General features: G+C 66.0%; 27 protein-coding genes. 18 read left to right on the top strand and 9 right to left on the bottom strand.

The genetic code is table 11. The features are described from left to right. From WMC41_RS19300 to hemC, 8 genes are all read right to left on the bottom strand, one after another. Window positions 1–270: a DUF167 family protein gene (locus WMC41_RS19300; protein ID WP_432348377.1), complete on the bottom strand. Its 270-nt coding sequence runs from the start codon at window positions 268–270 to the stop codon at window positions 1–3. 53 nt (window positions 271–323) lie between these two features. After that, window positions 324–620 (bottom strand): YggT family protein, encoded by a 297-nt coding sequence (locus WMC41_RS19295; protein ID WP_133034532.1) that lies wholly within the window; start codon window positions 618–620, stop codon window positions 324–326. Window positions 621–745: 125 nt separating this feature from the next. Continuing rightward, a complete protein-coding gene (locus tag WMC41_RS19290; protein ID WP_432345764.1) occupies window positions 746–1,462 on the bottom strand; it encodes a glutamine amidotransferase in 717 nt (238 codons plus the stop codon). A gap of 3 nt (window positions 1,463–1,465) precedes the next feature. After that, window positions 1,466–1,951, bottom strand: coding sequence for a TerB family tellurite resistance protein (locus WMC41_RS19285; protein WP_244769305.1), 486 nt, complete (start codon window positions 1,949–1,951; stop codon window positions 1,466–1,468). Between the two features lie 96 nt (window positions 1,952–2,047). Then, window positions 2,048–3,655, bottom strand: coding sequence for a heme biosynthesis protein HemY (locus tag WMC41_RS19280; protein WP_432345762.1), 1,608 nt, complete (start codon window positions 3,653–3,655; stop codon window positions 2,048–2,050). Window positions 3,656–3,668: 13 nt separating this feature from the next. After that, window positions 3,669–4,958: a COG4223 family protein gene (locus tag WMC41_RS19275; protein WP_432345760.1), complete on the bottom strand. Its 1,290-nt coding sequence runs from the start codon at window positions 4,956–4,958 to the stop codon at window positions 3,669–3,671. A 98-nt stretch (window positions 4,959–5,056) separates the two neighbouring features. Further along, window positions 5,057–5,782, bottom strand: a complete 726-nt coding sequence (locus tag WMC41_RS19270) for a uroporphyrinogen-III synthase (RefSeq protein WP_432345758.1) — start codon at window positions 5,780–5,782, stop codon at window positions 5,057–5,059. A gap of 5 nt (window positions 5,783–5,787) precedes the next feature. Further along, on the bottom strand, window positions 5,788–6,717 hold the full coding sequence (gene hemC, locus WMC41_RS19265; RefSeq protein ID WP_432345756.1) for a hydroxymethylbilane synthase: 930 nt from the start codon (window positions 6,715–6,717) through the stop codon (window positions 5,788–5,790). Between the two features lie 75 nt (window positions 6,718–6,792). Here hemC and tsaD point away from each other — a divergent pair, with 75 nt between their 5' ends. From tsaD to WMC41_RS19240, 5 genes are read left to right on the top strand one after another with little or no spacing between them, the layout of a single operon-like run. After that, window positions 6,793–7,887 (top strand): tRNA (adenosine(37)-N6)-threonylcarbamoyltransferase complex transferase subunit TsaD, encoded by a 1,095-nt coding sequence (tsaD, locus tag WMC41_RS19260; RefSeq protein WP_432345754.1) that lies wholly within the window; start codon window positions 6,793–6,795, stop codon window positions 7,885–7,887. Next, a complete protein-coding gene (locus WMC41_RS19255) occupies window positions 7,884–8,870 on the top strand; it encodes an NAD(P)H-dependent glycerol-3-phosphate dehydrogenase (RefSeq protein WP_432345752.1) in 987 nt (328 codons plus the stop codon). The genes tsaD and WMC41_RS19255 overlap by 4 nt, the downstream gene beginning before the upstream one ends. An 18-nt stretch (window positions 8,871–8,888) precedes the next feature. Continuing rightward, window positions 8,889–9,182, top strand: a complete 294-nt coding sequence (locus WMC41_RS19250) for a YciI-like protein (RefSeq protein WP_050745545.1) — start codon at window positions 8,889–8,891, stop codon at window positions 9,180–9,182. Window positions 9,183–9,187: 5 nt separating this feature from the next. After that, window positions 9,188–9,619: an EVE domain-containing protein gene (locus tag WMC41_RS19245; RefSeq protein WP_432345750.1), complete on the top strand. Its 432-nt coding sequence runs from the start codon at window positions 9,188–9,190 to the stop codon at window positions 9,617–9,619. Between the two features lie 28 nt (window positions 9,620–9,647). Continuing rightward, window positions 9,648–10,310, top strand: coding sequence for a class I SAM-dependent methyltransferase (locus tag WMC41_RS19240; protein ID WP_432345748.1), 663 nt, complete (start codon window positions 9,648–9,650; stop codon window positions 10,308–10,310). 15 nt (window positions 10,311–10,325) lie between these two features. Here the strand turns inward: WMC41_RS19240 and WMC41_RS19235 are convergent, their stop codons facing one another. After that, window positions 10,326–10,790, bottom strand: a complete 465-nt coding sequence (locus WMC41_RS19235; protein WP_432345746.1) for a hypothetical protein — start codon at window positions 10,788–10,790, stop codon at window positions 10,326–10,328. 300 nt (window positions 10,791–11,090) lie between these two features. Between WMC41_RS19235 and sdhC the strand changes: the two genes are divergently transcribed. From sdhC to WMC41_RS19170, 13 genes are all read left to right on the top strand, one after another. Further along, window positions 11,091–11,483, top strand: a complete 393-nt coding sequence (gene sdhC / locus WMC41_RS19230) for a succinate dehydrogenase, cytochrome b556 subunit (protein WP_272806931.1) — start codon at window positions 11,091–11,093, stop codon at window positions 11,481–11,483. 10 nt (window positions 11,484–11,493) lie between these two features. Beyond that, the gene (gene sdhD / locus WMC41_RS19225; protein ID WP_288081053.1) at window positions 11,494–11,874 is read left to right on the top strand and encodes a succinate dehydrogenase, hydrophobic membrane anchor protein; all 381 of its coding nucleotides are present in this window, start codon (window positions 11,494–11,496) and stop codon (window positions 11,872–11,874) included. 6 nt (window positions 11,875–11,880) lie between these two features. After that, complete coding sequence (sdhA, locus tag WMC41_RS19220) at window positions 11,881–13,722, top strand: succinate dehydrogenase flavoprotein subunit (protein WP_244769318.1); 1,842 nt, start codon at window positions 11,881–11,883, stop codon at window positions 13,720–13,722. An 18-nt stretch (window positions 13,723–13,740) separates the two neighbouring features. Further along, complete coding sequence (locus WMC41_RS19215) at window positions 13,741–14,520, top strand: succinate dehydrogenase iron-sulfur subunit (RefSeq protein ID WP_432345743.1); 780 nt, start codon at window positions 13,741–13,743, stop codon at window positions 14,518–14,520. A gap of 143 nt (window positions 14,521–14,663) precedes the next feature. After that, complete coding sequence (locus WMC41_RS19210) at window positions 14,664–15,197, top strand: protease inhibitor Inh/omp19 family protein (RefSeq protein WP_244769320.1); 534 nt, start codon at window positions 14,664–14,666, stop codon at window positions 15,195–15,197. Window positions 15,198–15,235: 38 nt separating this feature from the next. Continuing rightward, window positions 15,236–16,429 carry a cell division protein ZapE gene (gene zapE / locus WMC41_RS19205; RefSeq protein ID WP_432345741.1) on the top strand — a complete coding sequence of 398 codons (1,194 nt, stop codon included), beginning with the start codon at window positions 15,236–15,238 and terminating at the stop codon, window positions 16,427–16,429. A gap of 166 nt (window positions 16,430–16,595) precedes the next feature. After that, a complete protein-coding gene (mdh, locus tag WMC41_RS19200) occupies window positions 16,596–17,558 on the top strand; it encodes a malate dehydrogenase (RefSeq protein ID WP_244769322.1) in 963 nt (320 codons plus the stop codon). 27 nt (window positions 17,559–17,585) lie between these two features. Next, window positions 17,586–18,779, top strand: a complete 1,194-nt coding sequence (gene sucC / locus WMC41_RS19195) for an ADP-forming succinate--CoA ligase subunit beta (protein ID WP_432345738.1) — start codon at window positions 17,586–17,588, stop codon at window positions 18,777–18,779. Between the two features lie 17 nt (window positions 18,780–18,796). Further along, the gene (sucD, locus tag WMC41_RS19190; RefSeq protein WP_244769324.1) at window positions 18,797–19,699 is read left to right on the top strand and encodes a succinate--CoA ligase subunit alpha; all 903 of its coding nucleotides are present in this window, start codon (window positions 18,797–18,799) and stop codon (window positions 19,697–19,699) included. A gap of 135 nt (window positions 19,700–19,834) precedes the next feature. Next, window positions 19,835–22,831, top strand: coding sequence for a 2-oxoglutarate dehydrogenase E1 component (locus WMC41_RS19185; RefSeq protein ID WP_432345737.1), 2,997 nt, complete (start codon window positions 19,835–19,837; stop codon window positions 22,829–22,831). Window positions 22,832–22,937: 106 nt separating this feature from the next. After that, window positions 22,938–24,176 carry a 2-oxoglutarate dehydrogenase complex dihydrolipoyllysine-residue succinyltransferase gene (gene odhB, locus WMC41_RS19180; protein ID WP_272806927.1) on the top strand — a complete coding sequence of 413 codons (1,239 nt, stop codon included), beginning with the start codon at window positions 22,938–22,940 and terminating at the stop codon, window positions 24,174–24,176. 12 nt (window positions 24,177–24,188) lie between these two features. Next, entirely contained in the window at window positions 24,189–24,620 is a 432-nt protein-coding gene (locus WMC41_RS19175; protein ID WP_288081038.1) for an MAPEG family protein, read from the top strand. Next, window positions 24,617–25,261 carry a LysE family translocator gene (locus WMC41_RS19170; RefSeq protein WP_432345734.1) on the top strand — a complete coding sequence of 215 codons (645 nt, stop codon included), beginning with the start codon at window positions 24,617–24,619 and terminating at the stop codon, window positions 25,259–25,261. The genes WMC41_RS19175 and WMC41_RS19170 overlap by 4 nt, the downstream gene beginning before the upstream one ends. Window positions 25,262–25,263: the final 2 nt, after the last annotated feature.

The raw sequence follows: 25,263 nt of genomic DNA, 5'->3' as shown, positions 1-25,263 counted from the left end.
TCAATGCGCTCCGGCGCGCTCGAGCCTTGAAACGATATCCTCCGGGTCGCCGTCGATCCGGAGGATTTTCTTTCTCTGGGTGTCGCCGCTGACAAGGCTCACGGCGGACTTTGCAACGCCGGCAGCCTTGGCGATCAGCGCCACCAGCGCCTTGTTCGCCTTGCCCTTGTCCGGCGGGTCGCTGACGCGGGCCTTGAGGTAGCGTTCGCCGTCGGCGCCGGTTTCCCAGCCGTCGATCGCATCGCGGCCGCCGTTCGGCGTCAGCCGCATCGTCAGGCGCACATGGTCGCCATGGCGGCGGAGCGCGGCGCCTGCCTGCTCGGTCACGGCGCCAGGAGGGCCGGTGCCAGCACGCTGCGGATCACCTGCTCCAGGAAGAACAGGATGACGAGCACGACGAGCGGCGAAAGGTCGACGCCGCCGAAATTCGGCAGGACGCGGCGGATCGGGCGGTAGATCGGCTCGGTCAGCTGGTAGAGCGAGCGGCCGATGGTGGCGATCACCTGATTGTTCGCGTTGATGACGTTGAAGGCATAGAGCCAGGAGAAGATCGCCGAGGCGATTACCAGGAACCACGCTATGCTGATGATGAACAATAGGGTGTTGATGACCGCTATCATTGATGTCTCCAATTGGTTTCGTCTCGACATGTAGCCATTGCGCGCCCTGCCAGCAAGGCCGGGCGCCGGGCGGTGCCGCAACATGTTTAATGGCGCGGGGCCTGACGCCGCCGCGGCAAGCGTCCTTACGCCTCTTGGAAGATGCGCTCGAGGAAGGACGTCATCCAGAGACGGAGCGCCGCATCGTGCAGGAGGCGCCCGTCGAGATGGGCACGGCCGACCTGCGCGCCCGGCAATTCGAAACGGTGCGCGCCGCGCACCACCCAGCGGTGCATCATGGCGAGCGTCAGTTCGCCGTGGAACTGGATGCCCCAGGCATTGTCGCCGTAGCGGAAGGCCTGGTTCTCGTAGTGATGGCCGGTGGCGAGCAGCGTCGCGTCCCGCGGCAGGTCGAAGCCTTCGCGATGGAACTGGTAGACCATGTCCGGCCAGGGCATCAGCGCCGTGCCTGCCTTCGTCGCCGTCAGCGGATACCAGCCGATCTCCGTCCAGCCCTCCGCATGGCCGAAAACCGTGCCGCCGAGGTTCTTCACCAGCATCTGCGCGCCGAGGCAGATGCCGAGGAAGGGGCGGTTCTCGGAAAGCGGCACGGAGAGCCAGTCGATCTCCGCGCGCACATAGGCCTCGTCGTCATTGGCGCTCATCGGCCCGCCGAAGACGACCGCGCCCGCATGGTGGGACAGCGTGGCGGGCAGCGGATCGCCGAGCACGGGACGGCGGATATCCAGCGCATGGCCCATCGCCTGGAGGATCTGCCCGACGCGGCCGGGACTGGAGGTCTCCTGGTGCAGGACGATCAGGACGGGGCGCTTGAGGCGCGGCTTGCGGGGAAAATCGAGCATGGCTCAGCCTTCGTCCGGTTCCTCCGGGCCCGTTGCGGCGCCCACCCGCTCGGCCACTTCCTGCCGCTTCATGATGCGCTCCCGGCCGGAGACGCCGAGCAGGTCCGCGATGCGCCAGATGGCGTGGTCCTCCATCTCGCTGCGCTCGCCGTCCGCATAGACGATCTCCCAGAGCAGGCCGATCAGATCGACGCGCTGCTCCTCCGAAAGCTGGCGCTTCAGCTCCGAGGTGAAGCGGAAGAAATCGATCGCCTCGCTCTCCGCATCGGTGCCGGCGGCGACCAGCGCCTCGAGCTCGGTCTCGTCGAGACCGTAGAAATCCTTCAGGCGGACCCGCAGCGCCTTCTTCTCGACGTCGAGGATCTTGCCGTCCGCTTCCATCACCTGGATGCAGAGCGCCATGACGGCGACCCGCGGATCGTCGGCGGCAAAGGCCGGTCTGTCACCACCGGAAAGGCTCGCCAGAAACTGCTGCAAGCGTTCGAACATTCAGTGTCGCCCCGTTCCTCAAGCCCTGGAATATTGCCGTTTCTTTCCGATCTTTGAAACCGACGCCGAAGCGACTTCGCTTCAGCTGGAAATGCTCTAGAACAAGCGGAAGCCGCTTGTCCCGTCCCGTTTGACCGCGCCTTCCTTGACGCCCGGATCGTCGGGCAGGCCGAAGAAGGGACGCTCCTCTTCCTCCGGGACCACCGCCTCCTTGATCGTTTCCGGCGTTACGTCCTTCACCGGCGCGGCCTCCACCACCGTGGCGACGACAACGGGCTTTTGCGCGACTTCCACCGTCTCGACCTTGGCCACCTCTTCAACCGGCGTGGCGGGCCTGCTTTCGATGGCGAGCGGCGGCAGGGTGCGGATGGCCTCGTCGACGGCGGCGGTCGAGCCTTCCTCGATCGGCCCGTCGAGCGGGCTGACGGGCGTCTTCCACTCGAAGGCGTCGAGACGGCCGGTGACCGGCGAGACGGCCCGCCATTCCGGCGCCGTGATGCCGTCGGCCGTCCAGGCCGGATCGCGCGGTGCCTTCAGCGCCTGGTTCATCCAGTGGCGGATGCGGCCCTGGTCGCCCGTCTCGGCATCCTCGACGTCGGCGAGCAGCAGGAACGTGCTTTCGCGGGGCGACAGGCGCGCGGCGGCCTCGGCCTTGCTGCGGGCAAGCGCGAAGTCGCGCGTTTCCAGTGCGGCTTCCGCCACGGCATAGAGCGCTTCGGCATTGTTCGGGCGCATCGCCTCGAGCTTTTCCGCCCGCTTCAGGCGGTCGGTCGCCGAATCGCCGCTGCGCGCGCGGACATAGAGCTTCGCGACATCGCCATGGGCGGTCGCCTTCCAGAGTTTTTCCAGGATGGCGGCGGCCTTGCGCAGGTTGTCCTCGCGCAGATAGGCCTTGGCCGCGATGAGGCCGGCGGGCACGAAGGTCTCGTCGAGCTTCAGCGCCTGCTGGGCGTCCTCGCGCGCGCCCTTCGGGTCGGCGTCGAGCCTTGCGGCGGCGCGGGCGGTGAGCAGCACGACCTTGCGGCGGGCATGCGTCTTCTTCTCCTCGGTCGAGCCGGAGCGGCCGTCGCCGAGAAGCTTCAGCGCCTCGTCCCAGTCTCCGGCCTCGGAGCGGTATTCCAATGCGGCTTCCGCTGCCCAGGGAAGCTGCGGCGCTTTTTCCGCTGCGCGTTCGGCATATTGCCGGGCCGCCTCGTTGGCGCCGAGCCGGCGGGCCTCCAGATAGAGGCCGCGCAGGCCGAGTTCGCGCGTTTCCGGATCGTCCGCCATCAGCTCGAATTTCCGGCGCGCGTCGTCGTAGCGGCCCTCGATCATCGCCGCCTGCGCTTCGAGCAGGTGGATGAGCGGCTCCTGGTCGGCGCTCAGAAGCCCCTTGGTGCGGCCCAGCATCTTCCGCGCGCCGGCGGCATCGCCGGCGCCGGCGGCGATCAGGCCGGTGGAGAGCGCCTGGTAGCCGCGGTCGCGCTTGCGGGCGCGGAAATAGCGCTGGATCGAGTGCGGCGAGGTCCAGACGACGCGCACGATCCACCAGGAGAACATCACGGCGGCGACCAGCGAGACGACGAGCGTGGCGGCGACCATCAGGCTCATGTCGGCCCGCTGGCCCTGCCAGATGATGGAGAGCTCGCCGGGACGATCGGCAAGCCAGGCGAAGCCGGCGGCAAGCGCGAGGACGAAGAGGGCGAAGACCAGTATGCGAATCATGAAGCCTCTCTCCTCAGCCCTGGTTGCCGGCGGTGCCGGTCGTGGTGCCGCCGGTCGGGCCGCTCAAGGCGCCGGAAACGACGGCGCCGATCAGGTCTTCCACGCTGACACGTTCGTCGAGCTTGCGCTTGTAGTCCGCCGCGGCGGCCTGGCCTTTCTCCGGCAGGGTCTGCCATTCGATCTGCGCGCCCTTGAAATCGCCGTTCTGCAGCTTGTTCTCGATGCGCGCGACCACCGCTTCCGGCGTATCGCCCTCGATGCTGCCGACAGGGCGCACGCGGATCGCCGAGGCGGCGCTCGCCATCAGGCGGTTGAAGATGCCCTGGTCGCCCTCCGGCTGGTGCACGGCGTCGAGAATGGCGTCGGCCGTCGCCTGGAAATCGCGCACGAGATCGGAGCGCGACGGCACGCCGACGGCGGCGTGTTCCCGCAGGCCCGGGAGGGAAGGATCCTCCGGCGAAATGCTGGCAAAGGCTTCCAGTTCGGCGAGATAGGGGCCGCCGCGGTCGATCGCCGTCTTCAGCGCGCTGGCGGCCACGGCCCGCGCCATTTCGATGTCGCTGCGCGGCTCGTCGAGCTTCTGCTCGGCGGCGGCAATGCGCTCGGTGAGCTGGCTTTCCGTCGTGCTGACCGCCTCGGTGGTGCGCGCGATGGCCTCGCGCAGCGCCGCAAGTTCCGTGGTCAGTCGCGCCACGTCGCCTTCGAGCTTGCTGACGGCTTCCGGGTTTGCAGCGGTGGCGCCCGCGCTTTCGCCTGCCGATTTTTCCAGCGCGGCGATCCGCGTCTCGATCGGCTGGAGGTCGACCGGGCTTGCGGCCGGGGTTTCGGCCAAGGTCTCGGACAGCCGCGTCTTCAACGCCTCCACCTCGTTCGTCAGGGTGGAAACGGCGTCGGATTCGCCCGCGCGGTCAGGCCCCAGCGTCGGCAGGTAGCCGCCATATTGCAGGCTTCCGGCGCCCAGGAGCGCGATCAGGCCGCCAAGGATGCCGGCCGCCAGCGTACCCGCATTGCTGCGTTGCGGTGCCGGCGGCGTTTCGGCGCGCACCGGTTCCTCATAGGTCGTGCGTGCGGGCTCGACCGGCTCGGCCTTTTCCTCGGCGGGCTCGGCGGCGGTTTCGGCTGCCGCGGGTTCCGCCGTCACGGTTTCGGAGGCTTCCGAGGCCTGGCTTTCCGGCGTTTCGGCTTTTGCCGCTTCCTCGGTCGCCAGCGCCTCGTCGCTGACGGAGGCGGGGGTCGCCTCCAGGTCGATCGTCACGGGTTCTTCACCGGTCTTCTTGCGACGGGACGGGGTTTCCGGTTCCATGGCGACCTCCTCGCATTCATGTGCATTGCACTAAACCTAGACAGCGAAGCCAGCGAGGGAAAGACCCTTGCGGCAAATTCATCCGCCGTAGCCTGCCCCTAGAGCAGGTCCAGCAGGCTTTCCTCGTTGGGGGCGGAGGCGACGACGGTGGATGCGGCAAAGCGCTGCGGCACGGCTTTGGCGACATTCGCGCTCATGCAGAGCATCAGCGTCGACAGGAAGCGCTCGGGAATCTCCACGAGCGGGGAAAGCTTGAAGAAGGCCCGCGCGCTTTCGCCGGAATAGAACAGCACGGCGTCCGGCACCGGCTTGAGAAGCGCGGTCTCCGTCTCCGTGCGCCGGGGAACGACGGGCACCATGCGGTAGGCTTCCACTGTGCGCAGCGGAATGCCGGCTTCGGCGAGGCGCGTTTCGAAGCCGCGCGCACGCGGCACGCCGGCGAGATAGAGGATCGGTTCGGCCGGCATGCCGAAATCCCGGCAATGCGCCACGATCATGTCGGCGAGGTCCCTGCCGTTGCCGCCCGGGGTGAGCACGGTGCGGAAGCCTGCCGCACTGGCGGCGTTCGCCGAGGCCTGTCCGACCGAGAAGACCGTGGTCAGGAGGTGGCGGTCGAGCGTATCGCCAAGATGGCCGAAGAGACGCGCCACCTCCGCACTGGTGATGGCGATGGCCGAATGCCGCTCCGCGAGCGCCGCCTTCACCGCGTCAAGATCGTGCTGGGGCCTCGACAGCGGCAGGCGGGCGGTCTCGTGGCCCAGCGCCGCGAGCTTGCGGGCGGTGCGGGCCGCCGTCTGTTCCGGGCGAAGGATGAGGACACGCACGCGGTTCAGCCCCAGCTTTCGAAGAAGCCCGCTCCCGCCTTCTCGCGGATCGCCTGTCCCGCCGCCTTGCCGAGCCGGCCGGCCTCGCCTGCCGGGCCGCTCGCCTCGATCTCGTGGAACCGGCTCCCGTCCGGCGTCAGGATCATGCCGTGGAACTGGAGATGCTTACCCTCGACCGTCGCATAGCCGGCGATCGGCGTGCGACAGGAGCCGTCGAGCGTGGCAAGGAAGCCGCGCTCGCAAGTGACCGCCGCGCGCGTCACCCGGTCGTCGATGGCGGCGAGCAGGTCTTGCGTGCCCTTGTCGCCGACGCGGCTCTCGATACAGATCGCGCCCTGCGCCGGGGCGGGCGGGAAGGAGACGGGATCGAGGATTTCCGTCGGCACGTCGAGCTTGCCGAGGCGCTTCAGGCCGGCATAGGCGAGCAGCGTCGCATCCGCCTGGCCCTCGGCGAGCTTGCCAAGGCGGGTATCGACCTGGCCGCGGAAGACGATGACGTTGAGATCGGGCCGAAGACGCCGGATGAGTGCCTGGCGACGCAGCGAGGCGGAGCCGACGGTCGCGCCCTGCGGCAGGTCAAGGAGGCGGGCGACGCTGCGGCCGATGAACGCGTCGCGCACGTCCTCGCGCGGCAGGAAGGCGGAGAGGTGCAGACCTTCCGGCAGCTTCGTCGGCATGTCCTTTGAGGAGTGCACGGCAAAATCGAGCTCGCCGGAGGAAAGCTGCGCCTCGATCTCCTCGGTGAACAGGCCCTTGCCGCCGATCAGCGCCAGCGAGCGGTCGGTGATGCGGTCGCCCTTGGTCGAGAGCACGACAATCTCGAACATGTCTTCCGGCAGGCCATGCGCCGCCATCAGGCGCGAACGGGTCTCGTAGGCCTGGGCGAGCGCCAGCGGGCTGCCCCGCGTGCCGATCCTGAAAGGTTTTGTTTGCATCCGCCTTGATCCGTTGTTACCGGGATGTCTCGTAACCGGGTTTCCGGCCCATCGCAATCAATTCCCAAGTGCTACATGTCGTCCCATCTGACCATCCTGGGCATCGAAACGAGCTGCGACGAGACCGCCGCGGCCGTGGTCGCGCGCGATGCGGAGGGCCGGGGCGAGATCCTCGGCGAGGTGGTGCTGAGCCAGCTCGAAGAGCACAGCGCCTATGGCGGCGTGGTGCCGGAGATCGCCGCACGCGCCCATGTGGAAGCGCTCGACAGCCTGATTTCCGAGGCGCTGCTGCGGGCGGGGCGCTCACTTGACGATGTCGATGCCATTGCCGCGACGAGCGGGCCGGGGCTGATCGGCGGGCTCATCGTCGGGCTGATGACCGGCAAGGCGATCGCCCGGGCGACGGGCAAGCCGCTCTATGCCGTCAACCATCTGGAAGGCCATGCGCTGACGGCGCGGCTGACGGACGGGCTCTCCTTTCCCTATCTCATGCTGCTCGTCTCCGGCGGCCATACCCAGCTCGTCCTGGTGCGCGGCATCGACGACTACGAGCGCTGGGGCACGACGATCGACGACGCCCTTGGCGAAGCCTTCGACAAGACGGCCAAGCTGCTCGGCCTGCCCTATCCCGGCGGCCCGGCGGTGGAGCGCATGGCGAAGACGGGCAACCCCGAGCGGTTCACCTTCCCGCGGCCGCTCGTCGGCGAGGCGCGGCTCGATTTCTCCTTTTCCGGCCTCAAGACGGCGGTGCGGCAGGCCGCGCAGTCGATCGAGCCGGTGACGGAGCAGGACATCGCCGATATCTGCGCCTCCTTCCAGCGCGCCGTCTCTCGCACGCTGAAGGATCGCATCGGCCGCGGCCTCGAACGGTTCCGCACGCTTTTCCCGGATGTCGAGACGCCGGCGCTGGTCGTTGCCGGCGGGGTGGCGGCCAATGCGGAGCTGCGCGCGATCCTGCAGGTGCTGTGCGACAAGCAGAAATTCCGCTTCATCGCTCCGCCGCTGGCGCTGTGCACCGACAATGCGTCCATGATCGCCTGGGCGGGGCTGGAGCGCATGGCGGCCGGCTTTGCGCCCGATGACCTTGCCGTCGCGCCGCGCTCGCGCTGGCCGCTCGACCGCGAGGCGGCGACGGTTCTGGGATCCGGCAAGCGGGGAGCCAAGGCATGAGCACCACTCCGAGGATCGCCGTCATCGGCGCGGGTGCCTTCGGCACGGCGCTGGCGAGCGTGGCCGCGGCAAGCGGCGGCGATGTCACGCTGATCGGCCGCGATGCGACGGCTGTCGACCTGATGCGCGCCTCGCGGCGCAACGAAAAGGCGCTTCCCGGCATCGACCTGCCGCCGACCCTTTCCTTCAGCGCCGATGCGGAAGCGATCCGCGGCGCCGGCATCGTTCTGTTCGCCATGCCCTCGCAGGCCCAGCGCGCGGCGGCACGCTCCCTTGCGCCCCTGCTGGCGCCGGGCACGGCCGTGGTGATCTGCGCCAAGGGCATGGAAAAGGGCACCGGACGGCTGCTGACGGAGGTTCTGGAAGAAGAGCTTCCGGGCCGCGAGATCGCCGTGCTCTCCGGCCCCGGCTTTGCAGCCGACATCGCGAAGGGCCTGCCGACGGCGATGGTGATCGCCGCGCGCACGGCCGAGACCGGCGCCTGGCTGGCGCAGGCCCTTTCCGGGCCGACCTTCCGGCTCTATCCCTCGACCGACCGCATCGGCGTGCAGCTCGGCGGCGCGCTGAAGAACGTGCTGGCGATCGCCTGCGGCATCATCGAGGGGGCCGAGCTTGGCGATTCGGCACGGGCGGCGCTGATTTCTCGCGGGCTTGCGGAACTGTCGCGCTTCGTCGCGGCCCATGGCGGGGAGGGCACCACGGTCACGGGGCTCTCCGGCCTCGGCGACCTCGTTCTGACGGGAACGAGCCACCAGTCGCGCAACCTGCGCTTCGGCATCGCGCTCGGCCGCCATGGCGATGCCGCCGGCTGGTCGGGCGATCTGGTGGAGGGCGCCTTCGCCGCCTCGGTCGCTTCCAGCGTCGCGGCTGAAAAGGGCATCGACATGCCGATCACCGATGCGGTTGCCCGCATCATCGATGGCAGCCTCGACGTGAAGACCGCCATCGGGCAGCTGATGACGCGCCCGATCACCCAGGAATGACAACGGAAGGATCGTTTCATGCATTTCGCATTTCTCTGCCAGGACAAGCCCGGCGCGCTGCAGGTGCGCCTCGATACGCGCCCGGACCACCTCGCCTACCTGAACGGCCTCAATGCCGACGGCAAGCTCGCCTTCGCCGGCCCCTTCCTCGGCGATGACGGCAAGCCGACCGGCAGCCTCGTCGTGGTCAAGGCCGAGACGATCGAGGAGGCACGCCAGATCGCGGAGAACGATCCCTATGCCAAGGCCGGCCTCTTCGCTTCTGTCGAGGTGAAGGCCTGGAACTGGGTCTTCAACAATCCGGAGGCCTGATCCGCATGGCACACTGGCTCTACAAGTCCGAACCCTTCAAGTTCTCCTGGGAGAAGCTGAAGTCGAAAGGGACGGCCGGCGAGGAATGGGACGGCGTGCGCAACTACCAGGCGCGCAACAACATGCGAGCCATGAAGATCGGCGATAAGGGCTTCTTCTATCACTCCAACGAGGGGCTGGAGATCGTCGGCATCACCGAGGTCTGCGGGCTGTCGCATCCCGATTCGACGGCCGGCGAGGACCCGCGCTGGGATTGCGTCGACATCCGTGCCGTGTGCGACATGCCGAGGCCCGTCTCGCTGAAGGACGTTAAGGCCAATCCGAAGCTTGCCAACATGTCGCTCGTTACCTCCATGCGCCTTTCGGTGCAGCCGGTGACCGAGGAAGAGTGGATCGAGGTCTGCCGCATGGGTGGTCTCGACAAGCCGCCGCGCTGATGGTTCGGCGCCGTGGAGCGATGCTCCGGTGAAGACGGATCCTGAGGTCTTCATCCGCGACAATACGGGCGTGCTCTCCCCGCCGCATGTGCCGGAGGTGACGCTGCATCTTGCCACCGAGGCGCATGACCTCTGGCTGAAGACCGAGGAGGAGCTGGAGGAGATCGGCCTGCCGCCGCCCTTCTGGGCCTTCGCCTGGGCGGGCGGGCAGGGGCTTGCCCGCCATGTGCTGGACCATCCGGCACTGGTGGCCGGAAAGTCGGTGCTGGATTTTGCCAGCGGTTCCGGCCTTGTCGGCATCGCGGCGCGGCTTTCGGGCGCTGCGCCGGTGCTTGCTGCGGATATCGATCCCTGGAGCAAGACCGCGATCCGCCTGAACGCCGCCCTGAACGGCGTCGACCTTGCCCATACGGCCGAAGACATGGTCGGCCGGGACGAGGGCTGGGATGTCGTGCTGGCCGGCGACGTCTTCTATGACCGCGGCTTTGCGGACGTGCTCATTCCCTGGTTCTCCGCCCTTGCTGCCCGGGGCGCCCTGGTGCTCGTCGGCGATCCCGGCCGGACCTATTGCCCGCGCGAGCGCATGGAGGCGCTCGCCACCTACACGGTGCCGGTGACGCGGGCACTGGAGGACAGCGAGGTCAAGAAGACGACGGTCTGGCGCTTTGGCGCGAGCCCGGCAAAAGCGTGAGGCTTTTCCCCGCTGTCAAAAGCCGGGGCGGATGACGCAGACGCCGGCTTCCCACGAGCATCCGTCCTGGCCCGGCGTCACCACGATGACCTTCGGCCCGCGGTTTTCGACGAAGGGAGCATCGATCAGGTCGTCGTAATAGCGATCCCGGTCGATATGGAAATAGATGCCGTTGCCCGGGTCGCGATAGGCCGAGAGGGCGCCGCCGTAGAAATTGCGGTCCTTGCGCCAATGGCGATCGCGATGCCGCTCCACCCGGCGGTCGTCGCGGTAGCGCTCGCGCGGGCGCCAGTCGCGATGCTCGCGCCGCTCGATGCTGCGGCCGATGAAGCTGCCGTTCGACCAGTCCGCGTCGGAATTGTCCGACCAGCCGATATCGGGGCTGCGGTCGCGGGCCGCGGCGGCCGTCATGCCGCCGGCTGCGAGGGCGACCGTAAGCGCTAGAACTTTGGTCGCATGGGACGCTGAAAACAGAGTCATTCTGTCCTGCCTTCCGGATTACGCTTAACAGATCCTTAACGGCAAGATGGGGCAGCGGCCGGCAAAAGTCACGGATTTGGTTATGAATTTTCCCGTTATCGTTAATTGGCGGACCGCGTCCCGGGATGGCACAAATGCGTCAGGCCGCTTAATCGATTAAATTCATTTTGCACTGCAATGAGGCTTGTGGTTCCGCTTTCCGGTGATTAAACGTCGCAATCACTGCATTGTGCACAACATACTGCAATTCCGGAGAAAATTTGTCCAGTTTATGGCTCTCCGGGGTTCCGTGAGGTTCAGATGGCGAATGTCACTCGAAGCCGGCCGCTCTCGCCGCATCTCCAGGTCTACAAGCCGATCCCGACGATGGTCATGTCCATCGTGCATCGCATAACCGGTGCCGCCCTTTACTTCGGCACGGTACTCGTTGCCTGGTGGCTGATCGCCGCCGCCTCGGGCGAGGCCTATTTCGACTGGGTCAACTGGTTCTTCGGCACGCTGATCGGCCGCCTCGTGCTCTTCGGCTATACCTGGGCGCTGATGCAACACATGCTGGGCGGTCTTCGCCACTTCATGTGGGACATGGGCCACGGCTACGAGAAGCATTTCGCCACCAGGCTCGCCCTTCTGACCCCGGTCGTCTCCGTCGCCCTGACGGTGCTGATCTGGATCGTCGGCTATCTGGCCCGCTGAGGAGAATTTCATGGATATGCGCACCCCCCTCGGCAAGGTTCGCGGCCTCGGCTCGGCAAAGGACGGCACGGAGCATTTCTGGCGCCAGCGCCTGACGGCCGTCGCCAACGTTCCGCTTCTCCTGTTCTTCGTCGGCTTCCTGATCTGCTATAACGGCGCTTCCTATGCGGAGGTGACGGCGGCGCTGTCGCACCCGATCGTCGCCGTCCTCATGGGCCTCGTCGTCGTCTCCGGCCTCGTCCACATGAAGCTCGGCATGCAGGTCATCATCGAGGACTACGTGCATGCGGAAGGCGTGAAGATCGCGCTCCTCATGCTCAATACCTTCTTCGCGATCCTGGTCGGTGGGCTCTGTCTTTTCGCCGTCCTCAAAATCGCTTTCGCAGGATAATCCATCATGGCAGCGATCTCCTCCCCGGCGGCCAACGGCAAGGCCTATAATTACGTGGACCATTCCTTCGACGTGATCGTCGTCGGCGCCGGCGGCGCGGGCCTGCGCGCCACGCTCGGCATGGCCGAGCAGGGCCTCAAGACGGCCTGCATCACCAAGGTCTTCCCGACGCGCTCGCACACCGTCGCTGCCCAGGGCGGCATCGCGGCATCGCTCAGGAACATGACGCCGGACAGCTGGCAGTGGCACCTTTACGACACCGTCAAGGGTTCCGATTGGCTCGGCGACGTCGACGCCATGCAGTATCTCACCATGGAAGCGCCGAAGGCGGTCTATGAGCTGGAGCACTACGGCGTACCCTTCTCGCGCAACGAAGAGGGCAAGATCTACCAGCGCCCGTTCGGCGGCCACATGCAGAACTATGGCGAGGGCCCGCCGGTGCAGCGCACCTGCGCGGCCGCCGACCGTACCGGCCATGCCATCCTGCACACGCTCTACGGCCAGTCGCTGCGCAACAATGCTGAATTCTTCATCGAATATTTCGCGCTCGACCTGATCATGTCGGCCGACGGCCGCTGCACCGGCGTCGTCGCCTGGAACCTCGACGACGGCACGATCCATCGCTTCGCGGCCAAGATGGTGGTGCTGGCGACCGGTGGTTACGGCCGCGCCTATTTCTCGGCCACCTCGGCCCACACCTGCACGGGCGATGGCGGCGGCATGATCGCCCGCGCCGGCCTGCCGCTGCAGGACATGGAGTTCGTGCAGTTCCACCCGACCGGCATCTACGGCGCCGGTTGCCTCATCACCGAGGGCGCCCGCGGCGAAGGCGGCTATCTTGTCAACTCGGAAGGCGAGCGCTTCATGGAGCGTTATGCGCCGTCGGCGAAGGACCTCGCTTCGCGCGACGTCGTCTCGCGCTGCATGACGATGGAAATCCGCGAAGGCCGCGGCGTCGGCAAGAACAAGGACCACATCTTCCTGCATCTCGACCACCTCGATCCGGCGGTTCTGCACGAGCGCCTGCCCGGCATTTCCGAGAGCGCGAAGATCTTCGCCGGCGTCGACGTGACGCGCGAGCCGATCCCGGTCCTGCCCACCGTCCACTACAATATGGGCGGCATTCCCACGAATTACTGGGGCGAGGTGCTGAACGCCGACGGCCAGAACCCGGAGCGCATCGCGCCCGGCCTGATGGCGGTTGGCGAGGCGGGCTGCGCCTCGGTGCACGGCGCCAACCGCCTCGGCTCCAACTCGCTGATCGACCTCGTGGTCTTCGGCCGTGCCGCCGCGATCCGCGCCGGCCAGGTGATCGACCGCAACGAGGCGGTGCCGGCGCTCGACATTGCCGCCTGCGACCGGATCATGGATCGCTTCGATCGCCTGCGGAACGCCAATGGCGGCACGCCGACCGCTGTGCTGCGCGACAAGATGCAGCGCACCATGCAGGAAGACGCTGCCGTGTTCCGTACCCAGGAATCGCTGGAAAGCGGCTGCAAGCGCATGACGGCGATCTGGAAGGAAATGCCGGACATCAAGGTCACCGACCGTTCGATGATCTGGAACTCTGACCTCGTCGAGACGCTGGAGCTGGAGAACCTGATGGCGAACGCCATCACCACCGTCTACGGCGCCGAGGCCCGCAAGGAGAGCCGCGGCTCGCATGCCCGCGAGGACTATGCGACCGGTCCGCTCGGCGGCCGCGACGACGTCAACTGGCGCAAGCACACGCTCGCCTGGGTGAACGAGGCGGGCGACGTGACGCTCGACTATCGCCCTGTTCATACCGACCTTATCGCGGACGGGATCGATCCCAAGAAGATCGAGCCCAAGGCCCGCGTCTACTGATCCCGAGGAGAACAGGACATGGTTGAACTCGCTCTCCCGAAAAACTCGCAGTTGACCGAGGGCAAGGTCTGGCCGAAGCCGGAAGGCGCCACGAACACCCGCGAGTTCCGCATCTACCGCTGGAACCCCGATGACGGCAAGAACCCGTCGGTCGACACGTTCTATATCGACGTCGACGACTGCGGCCCGATGGTGCTCGACGCGCTGCTCTACATCAAGAACAAGATCGACCCGACGCTGACGCTGCGCCGCTCGTGCCGCGAGGGCATCTGCGGCTCCTGCGCCATGAATATCGACGGCACCAACACGCTCGCCTGCACCAAGGGCATGGACGAGATCAAGGGTGCGGTGAAGGTCTATCCGCTGCCGCATATGCCGGTCGTCAAGGACCTCGTTCCCGACCTCACGAACTTCTACGCCCAGCACCGCTCGATCGAGCCCTGGCTGAAGACCGTGTCGCCGACGCCGGCAAAGGAGTGGAAGCAGAGCCATGAGGACCGCCTCAAGCTGGACGGCCTCTACGAGTGCATCCTGTGCGCCTGCTGCTCGACCTCCTGTCCGAGCTATTGGTGGAACGGCGACCGCTATCTCGGCCCGGCGGTCCTGCTCCAGGCCTATCGCTGGCTGATCGACAGCCGCGACGAGGCCACCGGCGAGCGCCTCGACAACCTGGAAGACCCCTTCCGTCTCTACCGCTGCCATACGATCATGAACTGCGCCCAGGCCTGCCCGAAGGGCCTCAACCCGGCCAAGGCGATCGGCGAAATCAAGAAGATGCTGGTCGAGCGCCGGCTCTGACCCATATGATGGACATTCACGAAACGTGAGGAGGCGGCCCGACTATTCGGGCCGTTTCGTCTTGATTCGTGCGGGCGATTCACGTTAATTCGGCGGGAATTGCTGCACGGCAGCAGTATCGGGCAGATATCGGGAGTAACGACATGCGGATTCACCATGTGGCAGGCGGGCTGATGATGGCGCTTGCTCTGGCCGGTTGCCAGCGAACCTCGATGGACAGCGTCAATACGCAGCAGAACATCACGCCGCTGGAGGCCCAGCCGATCGGCACCGTCTCCTCCAGCCAGTTGCCCGACCCCACGACCGACACCTCGCAGTTCCCGGAAAAGCCGGCGACCGACACGGCGATGGCGACGACGGGCACCGGAACGGGCGATACGGCAGCGGCAACGGCGCTCGACGTCACCAAGGAATCCATGGTCGGCAACTGGCGGGTGGCGAGCGGCCCGTCCTCCTGCGACATGTTCCTGACGCTCACCAACCTCGGCAGCGGCTCGCGCGGCGGCACGCGCGGTTGCGCGGGCGAACTGACGACGATGGGCTCCTGGGAGGTCGCCGGCAAGCAGGTCGTGCTGAAGGACCGCAACGGCAACGCCATCGCCCGGCTTTACAAGACGGCCGATGCCCGTTTCGACGGCTCGACCAATTCCGGCCAGCCCGTCAGCCTTTCACGCTGATCCCGTCCTTTCGACACCGACACGGATAAAAGCCGCCCATGGGCAAGGATTGGGACAGCGGGTCGACCCATCCGGATCACGGCGTTTCGGATAGGCTGCAAGCCCTTGTCGCGAGCGGCGAGCTGAAGCCGGATCCGGCGCAGAGGGCGATGGCCGCGCGCTTCGACCGGCTGCTGCTTGACCTTCATGCCCAGCGTCCGGCGCGCAAGTCGAGCGCGCTCGGCTGGCTCTTCGCCTCCCGCAAGCCCGCGACGGTCAGCGCCCCCAAGGGGCTCTACATCCATGGCGGCGTCGGGCGTGGCAAGACCATGCTGATGGACATGTTCTTCGAGCTGGCGCGGGTCAAGCGCAAGCGGCGGGCGCATTTCCATGAATTCATGGCCGATGTGCACGAGCGCATCCACAAGCACCGCCAGAAGCTGAAGGCCGGCGAGACGAAGCAGGCCGATCCCGTGCCGCCGGTGGCGGAAAGCCTCGTCGAGGAGGCGCGCCTCCTCTGCTTCGACGAGTTCTCCGTGACGGATATCGCCGATGCGATGATCCTGTCGCGTCTCTTCGGAGAGCTTTTCCAGCGCGGCTGCATCCTTGTCGCGACGTCCAATGTCGAGCCGGACAACCTCTACAGGGACGGCCTCAACCGCAGCCTCTTCCTGCCCTTCGTCGATCTCCTGAAGCGCCATGTCGAGATCGTGCCGCTCGATTCCCTGACCGACTATCGCATGGAGAAGGACAGCGGCCTGCCGGTGTTCCGCCATCCGCTCGGCGCCGAAGCCGACATGGCGATGGAGGCGGCCTGGCGGCGCGAGACCGCAGGCAGGCCGGTGGCGGCCGAGACGATTGCCTTCCGGGGCCGCAGCATCCCCGTGCCGCGGGCGACGGGGCGCGTTGCGCGCTTCTCCTTCTCCGACCTTTGCGAGAAGCCGCTGGGCGCGGCCGACTATCTCGAAATCCTCGCGCACTACGACACGCTCTTCGTCGATCACATTCCCCTGCTCGGCGCGGAGAAGCGCAACGAGACGAAACGCTTCATCAATCTCGTCGACACGATCTACGATCATCGCGCGCGGCTCTTCGCCTCCGCGGCGGCGGCGCCGGAAAACCTGCTTGTCACCCGCAAGGGCACGGAAGGTTTCGAGTTCGACCGTACGGTCTCGCGCCTCATCGAGATCCGCAGCACGGAATATCTTGCCGATCACAAGGCCCGCTACGAAGAAGATGTGACGAAAGCGTGACGGAAGTTCTTACGTTTACGTAAGATATTTTGTATCTAACCGATTGAAAAACTTCGATCCGAAAGTATGTGTTGAATTTTTAGGCGGACAAGCGTAAGCCCTTGCGCCGAAAGGTCCTGCAATTGCGACATTGAGGGCCTGTTGATCGGAGCAAGAGGAAGCTTTCATGGCCCGCAAGAAGATCGCACTTATTGGTTCTGGAATGATCGGTGGCACGCTGGCGCATCTGGCCGGCCTGAAGGAACTGGGCGACATCGTCCTCTTCGACATTGCCGACGGCATTCCGCAGGGCAAGGGCCTCGATATTGCCCAGTCCTCGCCGGTCGAGGGCTTCAACGCCTCGCTGACGGGCGCCAGCGATTACGCCGCCATCGAAGGCGCGGACGTCTGCATCGTCACCGCCGGCGTTGCCCGCAAGCCCGGCATGAGCCGCGACGACCTTCTCGGCATCAACCTCAAGGTCATGGAACAGGTCGGCGCCGGCATCAAGAAATATGCCCCGAACGCCTTTGTCATCTGCATCACCAACCCGCTCGACGCGATGGTCTGGGCGCTGCAGAAGTTCTCGGGCCTGCCGAAGAACATGGTCGTCGGCATGGCCGGCGTGCTGGACTCGGCCCGCTTCCGCCTCTTCCTCTCCGAAGAATTCAAGGTCTCCGTCCAGGACGTTACCGCCTTCGTTCTCGGCGGCCACGGCGACACGATGGTGCCGCTCGCCCGCTACTCCACGGTCGCCGGCATCCCGCTGACCGACCTCGTCAAGATGGGCTGGGTCACCAAGGAACGCCTGGAAGAAATCATCCAGCGCACCCGTGACGGCGGCGCCGAGATCGTCGGCCTGCTCAAGACCGGCTCGGCCTACTACGCCCCGGCCGCTTCGGCAATCGAGATGGCCGAGTCCTACCTGAAGGACAAGAAGCGTGTCCTGCCCTGCGCGGCCTACCTTTCCGGCCAGTACGGCGTGAAGGACATGTATGTCGGCGTACCCACCGTCATCGGCGCCGGCGGCGTCGAGCGTATCGTCGAGATCGACCTCAACAAGGCCGAGCAGGAAGCCTTCGACAAGTCCGTCGGCGCCGTCGCCGGCCTTTGCGAAGCCTGCATCAACATCGCGCCTTCGCTGAAGTAATCCCGGTATCCAGACAGGATTTTCCCCATGAACATTCATGAATATCAGGCCAAGGCTCTGCTCAAGAGCTTTGGCGCTCCGGTCGCCGAAGGCGTCGCGATCTTCTCCGCCGACGAGGCGGAGGCGGCTGCGAAGTCGCTTCCCGGCCCGCTCTACGTGGTCAAGAGCCAGATCCATGCCGGCGGCCGCGGCAAGGGCAAGTTCAAGGAGCTCGGTCCCGATGCCAAGGGCGGCGTCCGCCTCGCCTTCTCGGTGGAGGAAGCCAAGGCCCACGCCAAGGAAATGCTCGGCAACACGCTCGTCACCGCGCAGACCGGCGAGGCCGGCAAGCAGGTGAACCGCCTCTATATCGAGGACGGCGCCGACATCGACCGCGAACTCTATCTCTCGCTGCTCGTCGACCGCTCTGTCGGCCAGGTCGCCTTCGTCGTCTCGACGGAAGGCGGCATGGACATCGAGGCCGTCGCCCATGACACGCCGGAGAAGATCGTCACCGTCGCGATCAACCCGGAAACCGGCGTCACCGCCGACAACCTGGCGACGCTGACCGCGGCCCTGAAGCTCGAAGGCGAAGCCAAGGTCGACGCCGAAAAGCTCTTCCCGATCCTCTACAAGGCCTTCGTCGAGAAGGACATGAGCCTGCTCGAGATCAACCCGCTGATCGTCATGAAGAACGGCCGCATGCGCGTCCTCGACGCCAAGGTCTCGTTCGACGGCAACGCGCTGTTCCGCCACGACGACATCCGGGCGCTGCGCGACGAGACCGAAGAGGACGCCAAGGAGATCGAGGCTTCCAAGTGGGACCTCGCCTATGTGGCGCTCGACGGCAATATCGGCTGCATGGTCAACGGCGCAGGCCTTGCCATGGCGACGATGGACATCATCAAGCTCTACGGCAAGGAGCCGGCGAACTTCTGCGACGTCGGCGGCGGCGCCGGCAAGGAGAAGGTCGCGGCAGCCTTCAAGATCATCACGGCCGACCCGAAGGTCGAGGGCATCCTCGTCAACATCTTCGGTGGCATCATGAAGTGCGACGTCATCGCCGAAGGCGTGGTCGCAGCCGTGCAGGAAGTCGGCCTCAAGGTTCCGCTGGTCGTTCGTCTCGAAGGCACGAATGTCGAGCTTGGCAAGAAGATCCTGAACGAATCGGGCCTGGCGATCACCGCCGCCGACGATCTGGACGACGCCGCCAAGAAGATCGTTGCCGCGGTCAACGGCTAACTGAAGGACCTGACCTCATGTCGATTCTCGTCAACAAGAACACCAAGGTCCTCGTTCAGGGCCTGACCGGCAAGACCGGCACCTTCCACACCGAGCAGGCACTCGCCTACTACGGCACGCAGATGGTCGGCGGCATCCACCCGAAGAAGGGCGGCGAAACCTGGACCGGCTCGAAGGGCGAAAGCCTGCCGATCTTCGCCTCCGTCGCCGAGGGCAAGGAAAAGACCGGCGCCGACGCCTCCGTGATCTACGTTCCGCCGGCAGGCGCCGCGGACGCGATCATCGAGGCGATCGATGCGGAAATCCCGTTCATCACCTGCATCACCGAGGGCATCCCGGTCGCCGACATGGTGCGCGTCAAGGCGCGCCTCGACCGTTCCTCCTCGCGCCTGCTCGGCCCGAACTGCCCGGGCATCCTGACGCCGGAAGAGTGCAAGATCGGCATCATGCCGGGCTCGATCTTCCGCAAGGGTTCGGTCGGCATCGTCTCGCGCTCCGGCACGCTGACCTATGAAGCCGTGTTCCAGACCTCCAACGAAGGCCTCGGCCAGACCACGGCCGTCGGCATCGGCGGCGACCCGGTCAAGGGCACCGAGTTCATCGACGTCCTGGAGATGTTCCTTGCCGACGACGCCACGACCTCGATCATCATGATCGGCGAAATCGGCGGCTCGGCCGAGGAAGATGCGGCGCAGTTCCTCATTGACGAGGCCAAGAAGGGCCGCAAGAAGCCGATGGCCGGCTTCATCGCGGGTCGCACCGCGCCGAAGGGCCGCACCATGGGCCATGCCGGCGCCGTCGTTTCCGGCGGCAAGGGCGATGCGGAATCCAAGATCGCGGCGATGGAAGCGGCGGGCATCCGCGTTTCGCCTTCGCCGGCCCGTCTCGGCAAGACGCTGGTCGAAGTCCTCAAGGGCTGAGAAACGAAAATGGGGTGGGCCGGCTGAAAATGCCGGCCGATCCGTCTCTTCCCGGCGTCATGCCGGGCGGCAAGCCGGGGGAAACCCCGGTCAACACGATCGTTCGGGAGGCGGGCGCGGCGCCCGCGAAACACCATGGCACGACAAGACGCCAACGAACAATTCCTGGCCACGTCCTTCCTCGACGGGGCGAACGCAGCCTATATCGAGCAGCTCTACGCGAAGTACGAGGCCGATCCCGCCTCTGTCGGCGAGGAATGGCGGGCCTTCTTCAAGGCCCTCGAAGACCAGCCCTCCGACATCGTGAAGGCCGCGAAGGGCGCCTCGTGGAAGCGCGCGAACTGGCCGATTGCCGCCAATGGCGAGCTCGTCTCGGCGCTCGACGGCAATTGGGGCGTGGTCGAGAAGGTGCTGGAGAAGAAGGTGCAGGCGAAGGCCGAGGCCGTCGCGGCCCAGACCGGCGCGCCCGTCAACCAGGCCGACGTCAACCAGGCGACGCGCGATAGCGTGCGCGCCATCATGATGATCCGCGCTTACCGCGCGCGCGGCCACCTGCACGCCAAGCTCGACCCGCTCGGCCTTGCCGTTCCCGTCGAGGATTATAACGAGCTCTCGCCCTCGAACTACGGTTTCGAGGAGAAGGATCTCGACCGCAAGATCTTCATCGACAACGTGCTCGGCCTCGAATATGCGAGCGTGCGCGAAATGGTCGAGATCCTGGAGCGCACCTATTGTTCGACGATCGGCGTCGAGTTCATGCATATCTCCAACCCGGAAGAGAAGGGCTGGATCCAGGAACGCATCGAAGGCCCGGACAAGGGCGTCGACTTCACGCCCGAGGGCAAGAAGGCGATCCTGCAGAAGCTGATCGAGGCGGAAGGCTTCGAACAATTCATCGACGTCAAGTACAAGGGCACGAAGCGCTTCGGCCTCGACGGCGGCGAATCCCTCATCCCGGCGCTGGAGCAGATCATCAAGCGCGGCGGCCAGCTCGGCCTGAAGGAAATCGTGCTCGGCATGGCCCACCGCGGCCGCCTCAACGTGCTCACCAACGTGATGGCCAAGCCCCACCGCGCCGTCTTTCACGAATTCAAGGGCGGCTCCTACGCGCCGGACGACGTGGAAGGCTCGGGCGACGTGAAGTACCACCTCGGCGCCTCCTCGGACCGCGAGTTCGACGGCAACAAGGTGCACCTGTCGCTGACCGCCAACCCCTCGCACCTTGAAATCGTCAACCCGGTCGTCATGGGCAAGGCCCGCGCCAAGCAGGACCAGATGGCGACGGTCTTCGAGGGCGACATCATCCCGCTGCGCGAGCGCGTCAAGGTCATGCCGCTGCTCTTGCATGGCGATGCGGCCTTCGCAGGCCAGGGCGTCGTTGCCGAAATCCTCGGCCTGTCGGGCCTGCGCGGCCACCGCGTCGCCGGCACGGTGCATGTCATCATCAACAACCAGATCGGCTTCACCACCAACCCGGCCTTCTCGCGCTCCTCGCCCTATCCGTCGGACGTGGCGAAGATGATCGAGGCGCCGATCTTCCATGTGAACGGCGATGATCCGGAAGCGGTGACCTACGCGGCCAAGGTCGCGACCGAATTCCGCATGAAGTTCCACAAGCCGGTCGTTCTCGACATCTTCTGCTACCGCCGCTTCGGCCACAACGAAGGCGACGAGCCGGCGTTCACGCAGCCCAAGATGTACAAGGCGATCCGCGCCCACAAGACCGTGGTCAACCTCTACGGTGCGCGCCTTATTGCCGAGGGCGTGATCAGCGAGGGTGAATTCGAGAAGATGAAGGCCGACTGGCGCGCCAACCTCGAGACGGAATTCGAGATCGGCCAGTCCTACAAGCCGAACAAGGCCGACTGGCTGGACGGCGTCTGGTCGGGCCTGCGCTCGGCCGACAACCAGGACGAACAGCGCCGCGGCAAGACGTCCGTGCCGATGAAGCAGCTCAAGGAGGTCGGCCGCAAGATCGCGACGATCCCGGAAGGCTTCAAGGCCCACAAGACCATCCAGCGGTTCATGGACAACCGCATGCAGATGGTCGAGACGGGCGAGGGCATCGACTGGGCGATGGCGGAAGCGCTCGCTTTCGGCACGCTCTGCGTCGAGGGCACGAAGATCCGCCTTTCCGGCCAGGATTGCGAACGCGGCACCTTCTCGCAGCGCCACTCGGTGCTTTACGACCAGGAGACCGAGGATCGCTACATCCCGCTCGCCAACCTCTCGCCGACCCAGGCGCGCTACGAGGTCATCAACTCGATGCTCTCGGAAGAAGCGGTGCTCGGTTTCGAATACGGCTATTCGCTGGCCCGTCCGAACGCGCTGACCCTCTGGGAAGCCCAGTTCGGCGACTTCGCCAACGGCGCGCAGGTCGTCTTCGACCAGTTCATCTCGTCGGGCGAGCGCAAGTGGCTGCGCATGTCCGGCCTCGTCTGCCTCCTGCCGCACGGCTATGAGGGCCAGGGTCCGGAGCACTCCTCCGCCCGCCTCGAGCGCTGGCTGCAGATGTGCGCCGAGGACAACATGCAGGTCGCCAATGTCACGACGCCGGCGAACTACTTCCACATCCTGCGCCGCCAGGTGAAGCGCGACTTCCGCAAGCCGCTGATCATGATGACGCCGAAGTCCCTGCTGCGCCACAAGCGCGCCGTCTCCTCGCTTTCGGAAATGGCGGGCGAAAGCTCGTTCCACCGCCTGCTCTGGGACGATGCCGAGGTCATCAAGGACGGCCCGATCAAGCTGCAGAAGGACGCCAAGATCCGTCGCGTCGTGATGTGCTCGGGCAAGGTCTACTACGACCTTCTCGAAGAGCGCGAGAAACGCGGCATCGACGACGTCTATCTCCTGCGCTTGGAACAGCTCTATCCGTTCCCGGCCAAGGCGCTGATCAACGAATTGTCGCGCTTCCGCAATGCCGAGATGGTCTGGTGCCAGGAAGAGCCCAAGAACATGGGCGCCTGGGCCTTCATCGACCCCTATCTCGAATGGGTGCTCGCCCATATCGACGCCAAGTACCAGCGTGTGCGCTATACCGGCCGTCCGGCCGCCGCCTCGCCGGCGACGGGCCTGATGTCGAAGCACCTTGCGCAGCTCGCCGCCTTCCTCGAGGACGCGCTGGGCGGTTGATCCGCCCGGCAGTTTTTCGCGCAATTCCGGACGGAAAACCGCTTCACACTTTTCCTGGAATTGCTTCAGTAACCGCGACAAAGATATAACGAACGGAACTCAACTCATGGCTACCGAAATCCGCGTCCCGACTCTGGGCGAATCCGTCAGCGAAGCGACCGTCGGCACCTGGTTCAAGAAGGTCGGTGACGTCATCAAGGCCGACGAGCCGCTCTGTGAGCTCGAAACCGACAAGGTGACGATCGAGGTGCCGGCGCCGGCCGCCGGCGTGCTGTCGGAAATCACCGCCGCTGCCGGCGACACGGTCGCCCCGGGCGGCCTGCTCGGCCAGATCTCCGAAGGCGCATCCGCCGGTGCCGCGGCGCCGGCCGCCGCCGAAAAGGTGGAGAAGGCCGCTGCTGCCGCGCCCGCCGCCGAGGCCAAGCCCGCTGCCGGTGCCTCGGCCATGCCGGCCGCTCCGGCCGCTGCCAAGATGCTCGCCGAAAACAACCTCTCGGCCGATCAGGTCGACGGTTCCGGCAAGCGCGGCCAGGTGCTGAAGGGCGACGTCATCGCCGCCGTCGCCAAGGGCATCACGGCCTCCACGGCCGCTGCCGCCGAGCCGGCCAAGGTCGTCGCCCGCGCGCCGTCCTCCGAGGCCGATGCGCCGCGCGAAGAGCGCGTGAAGATGACGCGCCTGCGCCAGACGATCGCCAAGCGCCTGAAGGATGCCCAGAACACCGCCGCGATGCTGACCACCTACAACGAGGTGGACATGTCGGCGGTGATGGACCTGCGCAACCGCTACAAGGACCTCTTCGAGAAGAAGCACGGCGTCAAGCTCGGCTTCATGGGCTTCTTCACCAAGGCCGTCACCCACGCGCTGAAGGAGCTGCCGGCGGTCAACGCCGAGATCGACGGCACGGACATCATCTACAAGAACTACTGCCACATCGGCGTCGCCGTCGGCACGGACAAGGGCCTCGTCGTCCCGGTTGTGCGCGATGCCGACCAGATGGGCATTGCCGCGATCGAGAAGGAAATCGGCCGCCTCGGCAAGGCTGCCCGGGACGGCGAACTCTCCATGGCCGACATGCAGGGCGGCACCTTCACCATCTCGAACGGCGGCGTCTACGGTTCGCTGATGTCCTCGCCGATCCTCAACGCCCCGCAATCCGGCATCCTCGGCATGCACAAGATCCAGGAGCGTCCGGTCGTCGTCGGTGGCCAGATCGTCATCCGCCCGATGATGTATCTCGCGCTCTCCTACGACCACCGCATCGTCGACGGCAAGGAAGCCGTGACCTTCCTCGTGCGCGTCAAGGACAGCCTGGAAGATCCGGAACGCCTCGTTCTCGATCTCTGAGCGGAGACCCCCATGGAGGCGGCAGCGTCAGCGTCTTCGCCCATGCTCGTGCTTCTGGCATTGAGCGTGGCGCTGCTCGTCTTCCATATCGGGCTCCAGGGCATGCTCTCGACACGGGAGCTTGGCTCCGCCTGGAATGCCGGCCCGCGCGATGAGCCGCGGCAGCCGGCCGGCCTGGTCGCCGGACGCGCCGCGCGCGCGTCGGCGAATTTCCGGGAGACCTATCCGGCCTTCGTCGCGCTCGCCCTGGCGCTTGCCATCGCGGGCGACCCGGCGGGCTGGGGGCTTGCCGGCGCATGGTTGTGGTTCGTCGCCCGGCTCGTCTATCTTCCGCTCTATCTTGCAGGCGTACCCTATATCCGCTCGCTCGTCTGGACCGTCGCTTTGGTGGGGCTCGCGGTCATGGCGGGCGCGATCATCCTCCAGGAGGCAGGCATTCCATGAGCAACTATCTCCTCGAACTCGCCTCGCTGATGGCGATCTTCGCCTTCGCCATCGTCTCGCCCGGCGCGGACCTTGCCATGGTGATGCGCCAGTCGATCGTGCATGGGCGGCGTGCGGCGATCGTCACGTCCTTCGGCATCGGCACGTCGCTGATGTTCCATGTCGCCTACACGATCCTCGGCCTCGGCCTCCTCATTTCCCAGTCGATCTACCTTTTCAACATCGTGAAGTGGTGCGGCGTCGCCTATCTCGTCTACATCGGCATCAAGGCGCTCAGGGCCGGCAAGGCCGACCTTTCCGTCGAGACGGTGAAGGGCGGCGAAGACGGCAAGGGCGGGCAATCGGCATTGCGCGCCTTCGGCCTCGGCTTCCTCGCCAATGCGCTGAACCCCAAGCCGGTCTTCTTCTTCCTGTCGATTTTCTCCACGGTCGTCAGCGCCCATACGCCGATCGCCATCAAGTTCGGCTACGGCCTCGTCATGGCCACCTGCCTCATCGCCTGGTTCGTCGGCGTCTCGCTCTTCATGACGACGCCGAAGATGCGTGCGGCCTTCGCGCGCATGAGCCAGTGGATCGACCAGGCGAGCGGCCTCGTCTTCATCGCCCTCGGCATCAAGCTCGCCACGGAAAAGGCCCACTGAGC

Source organism: Shinella yambaruensis (genome assembly GCF_050859155.1).
Lineage (GTDB): Bacteria > Pseudomonadota > Alphaproteobacteria > Rhizobiales > Rhizobiaceae > Shinella > Shinella yambaruensis.
Note: the sequence above shows the minus strand (reverse complement) of the source record. Positions and strands in the feature narration are given on the sequence as shown.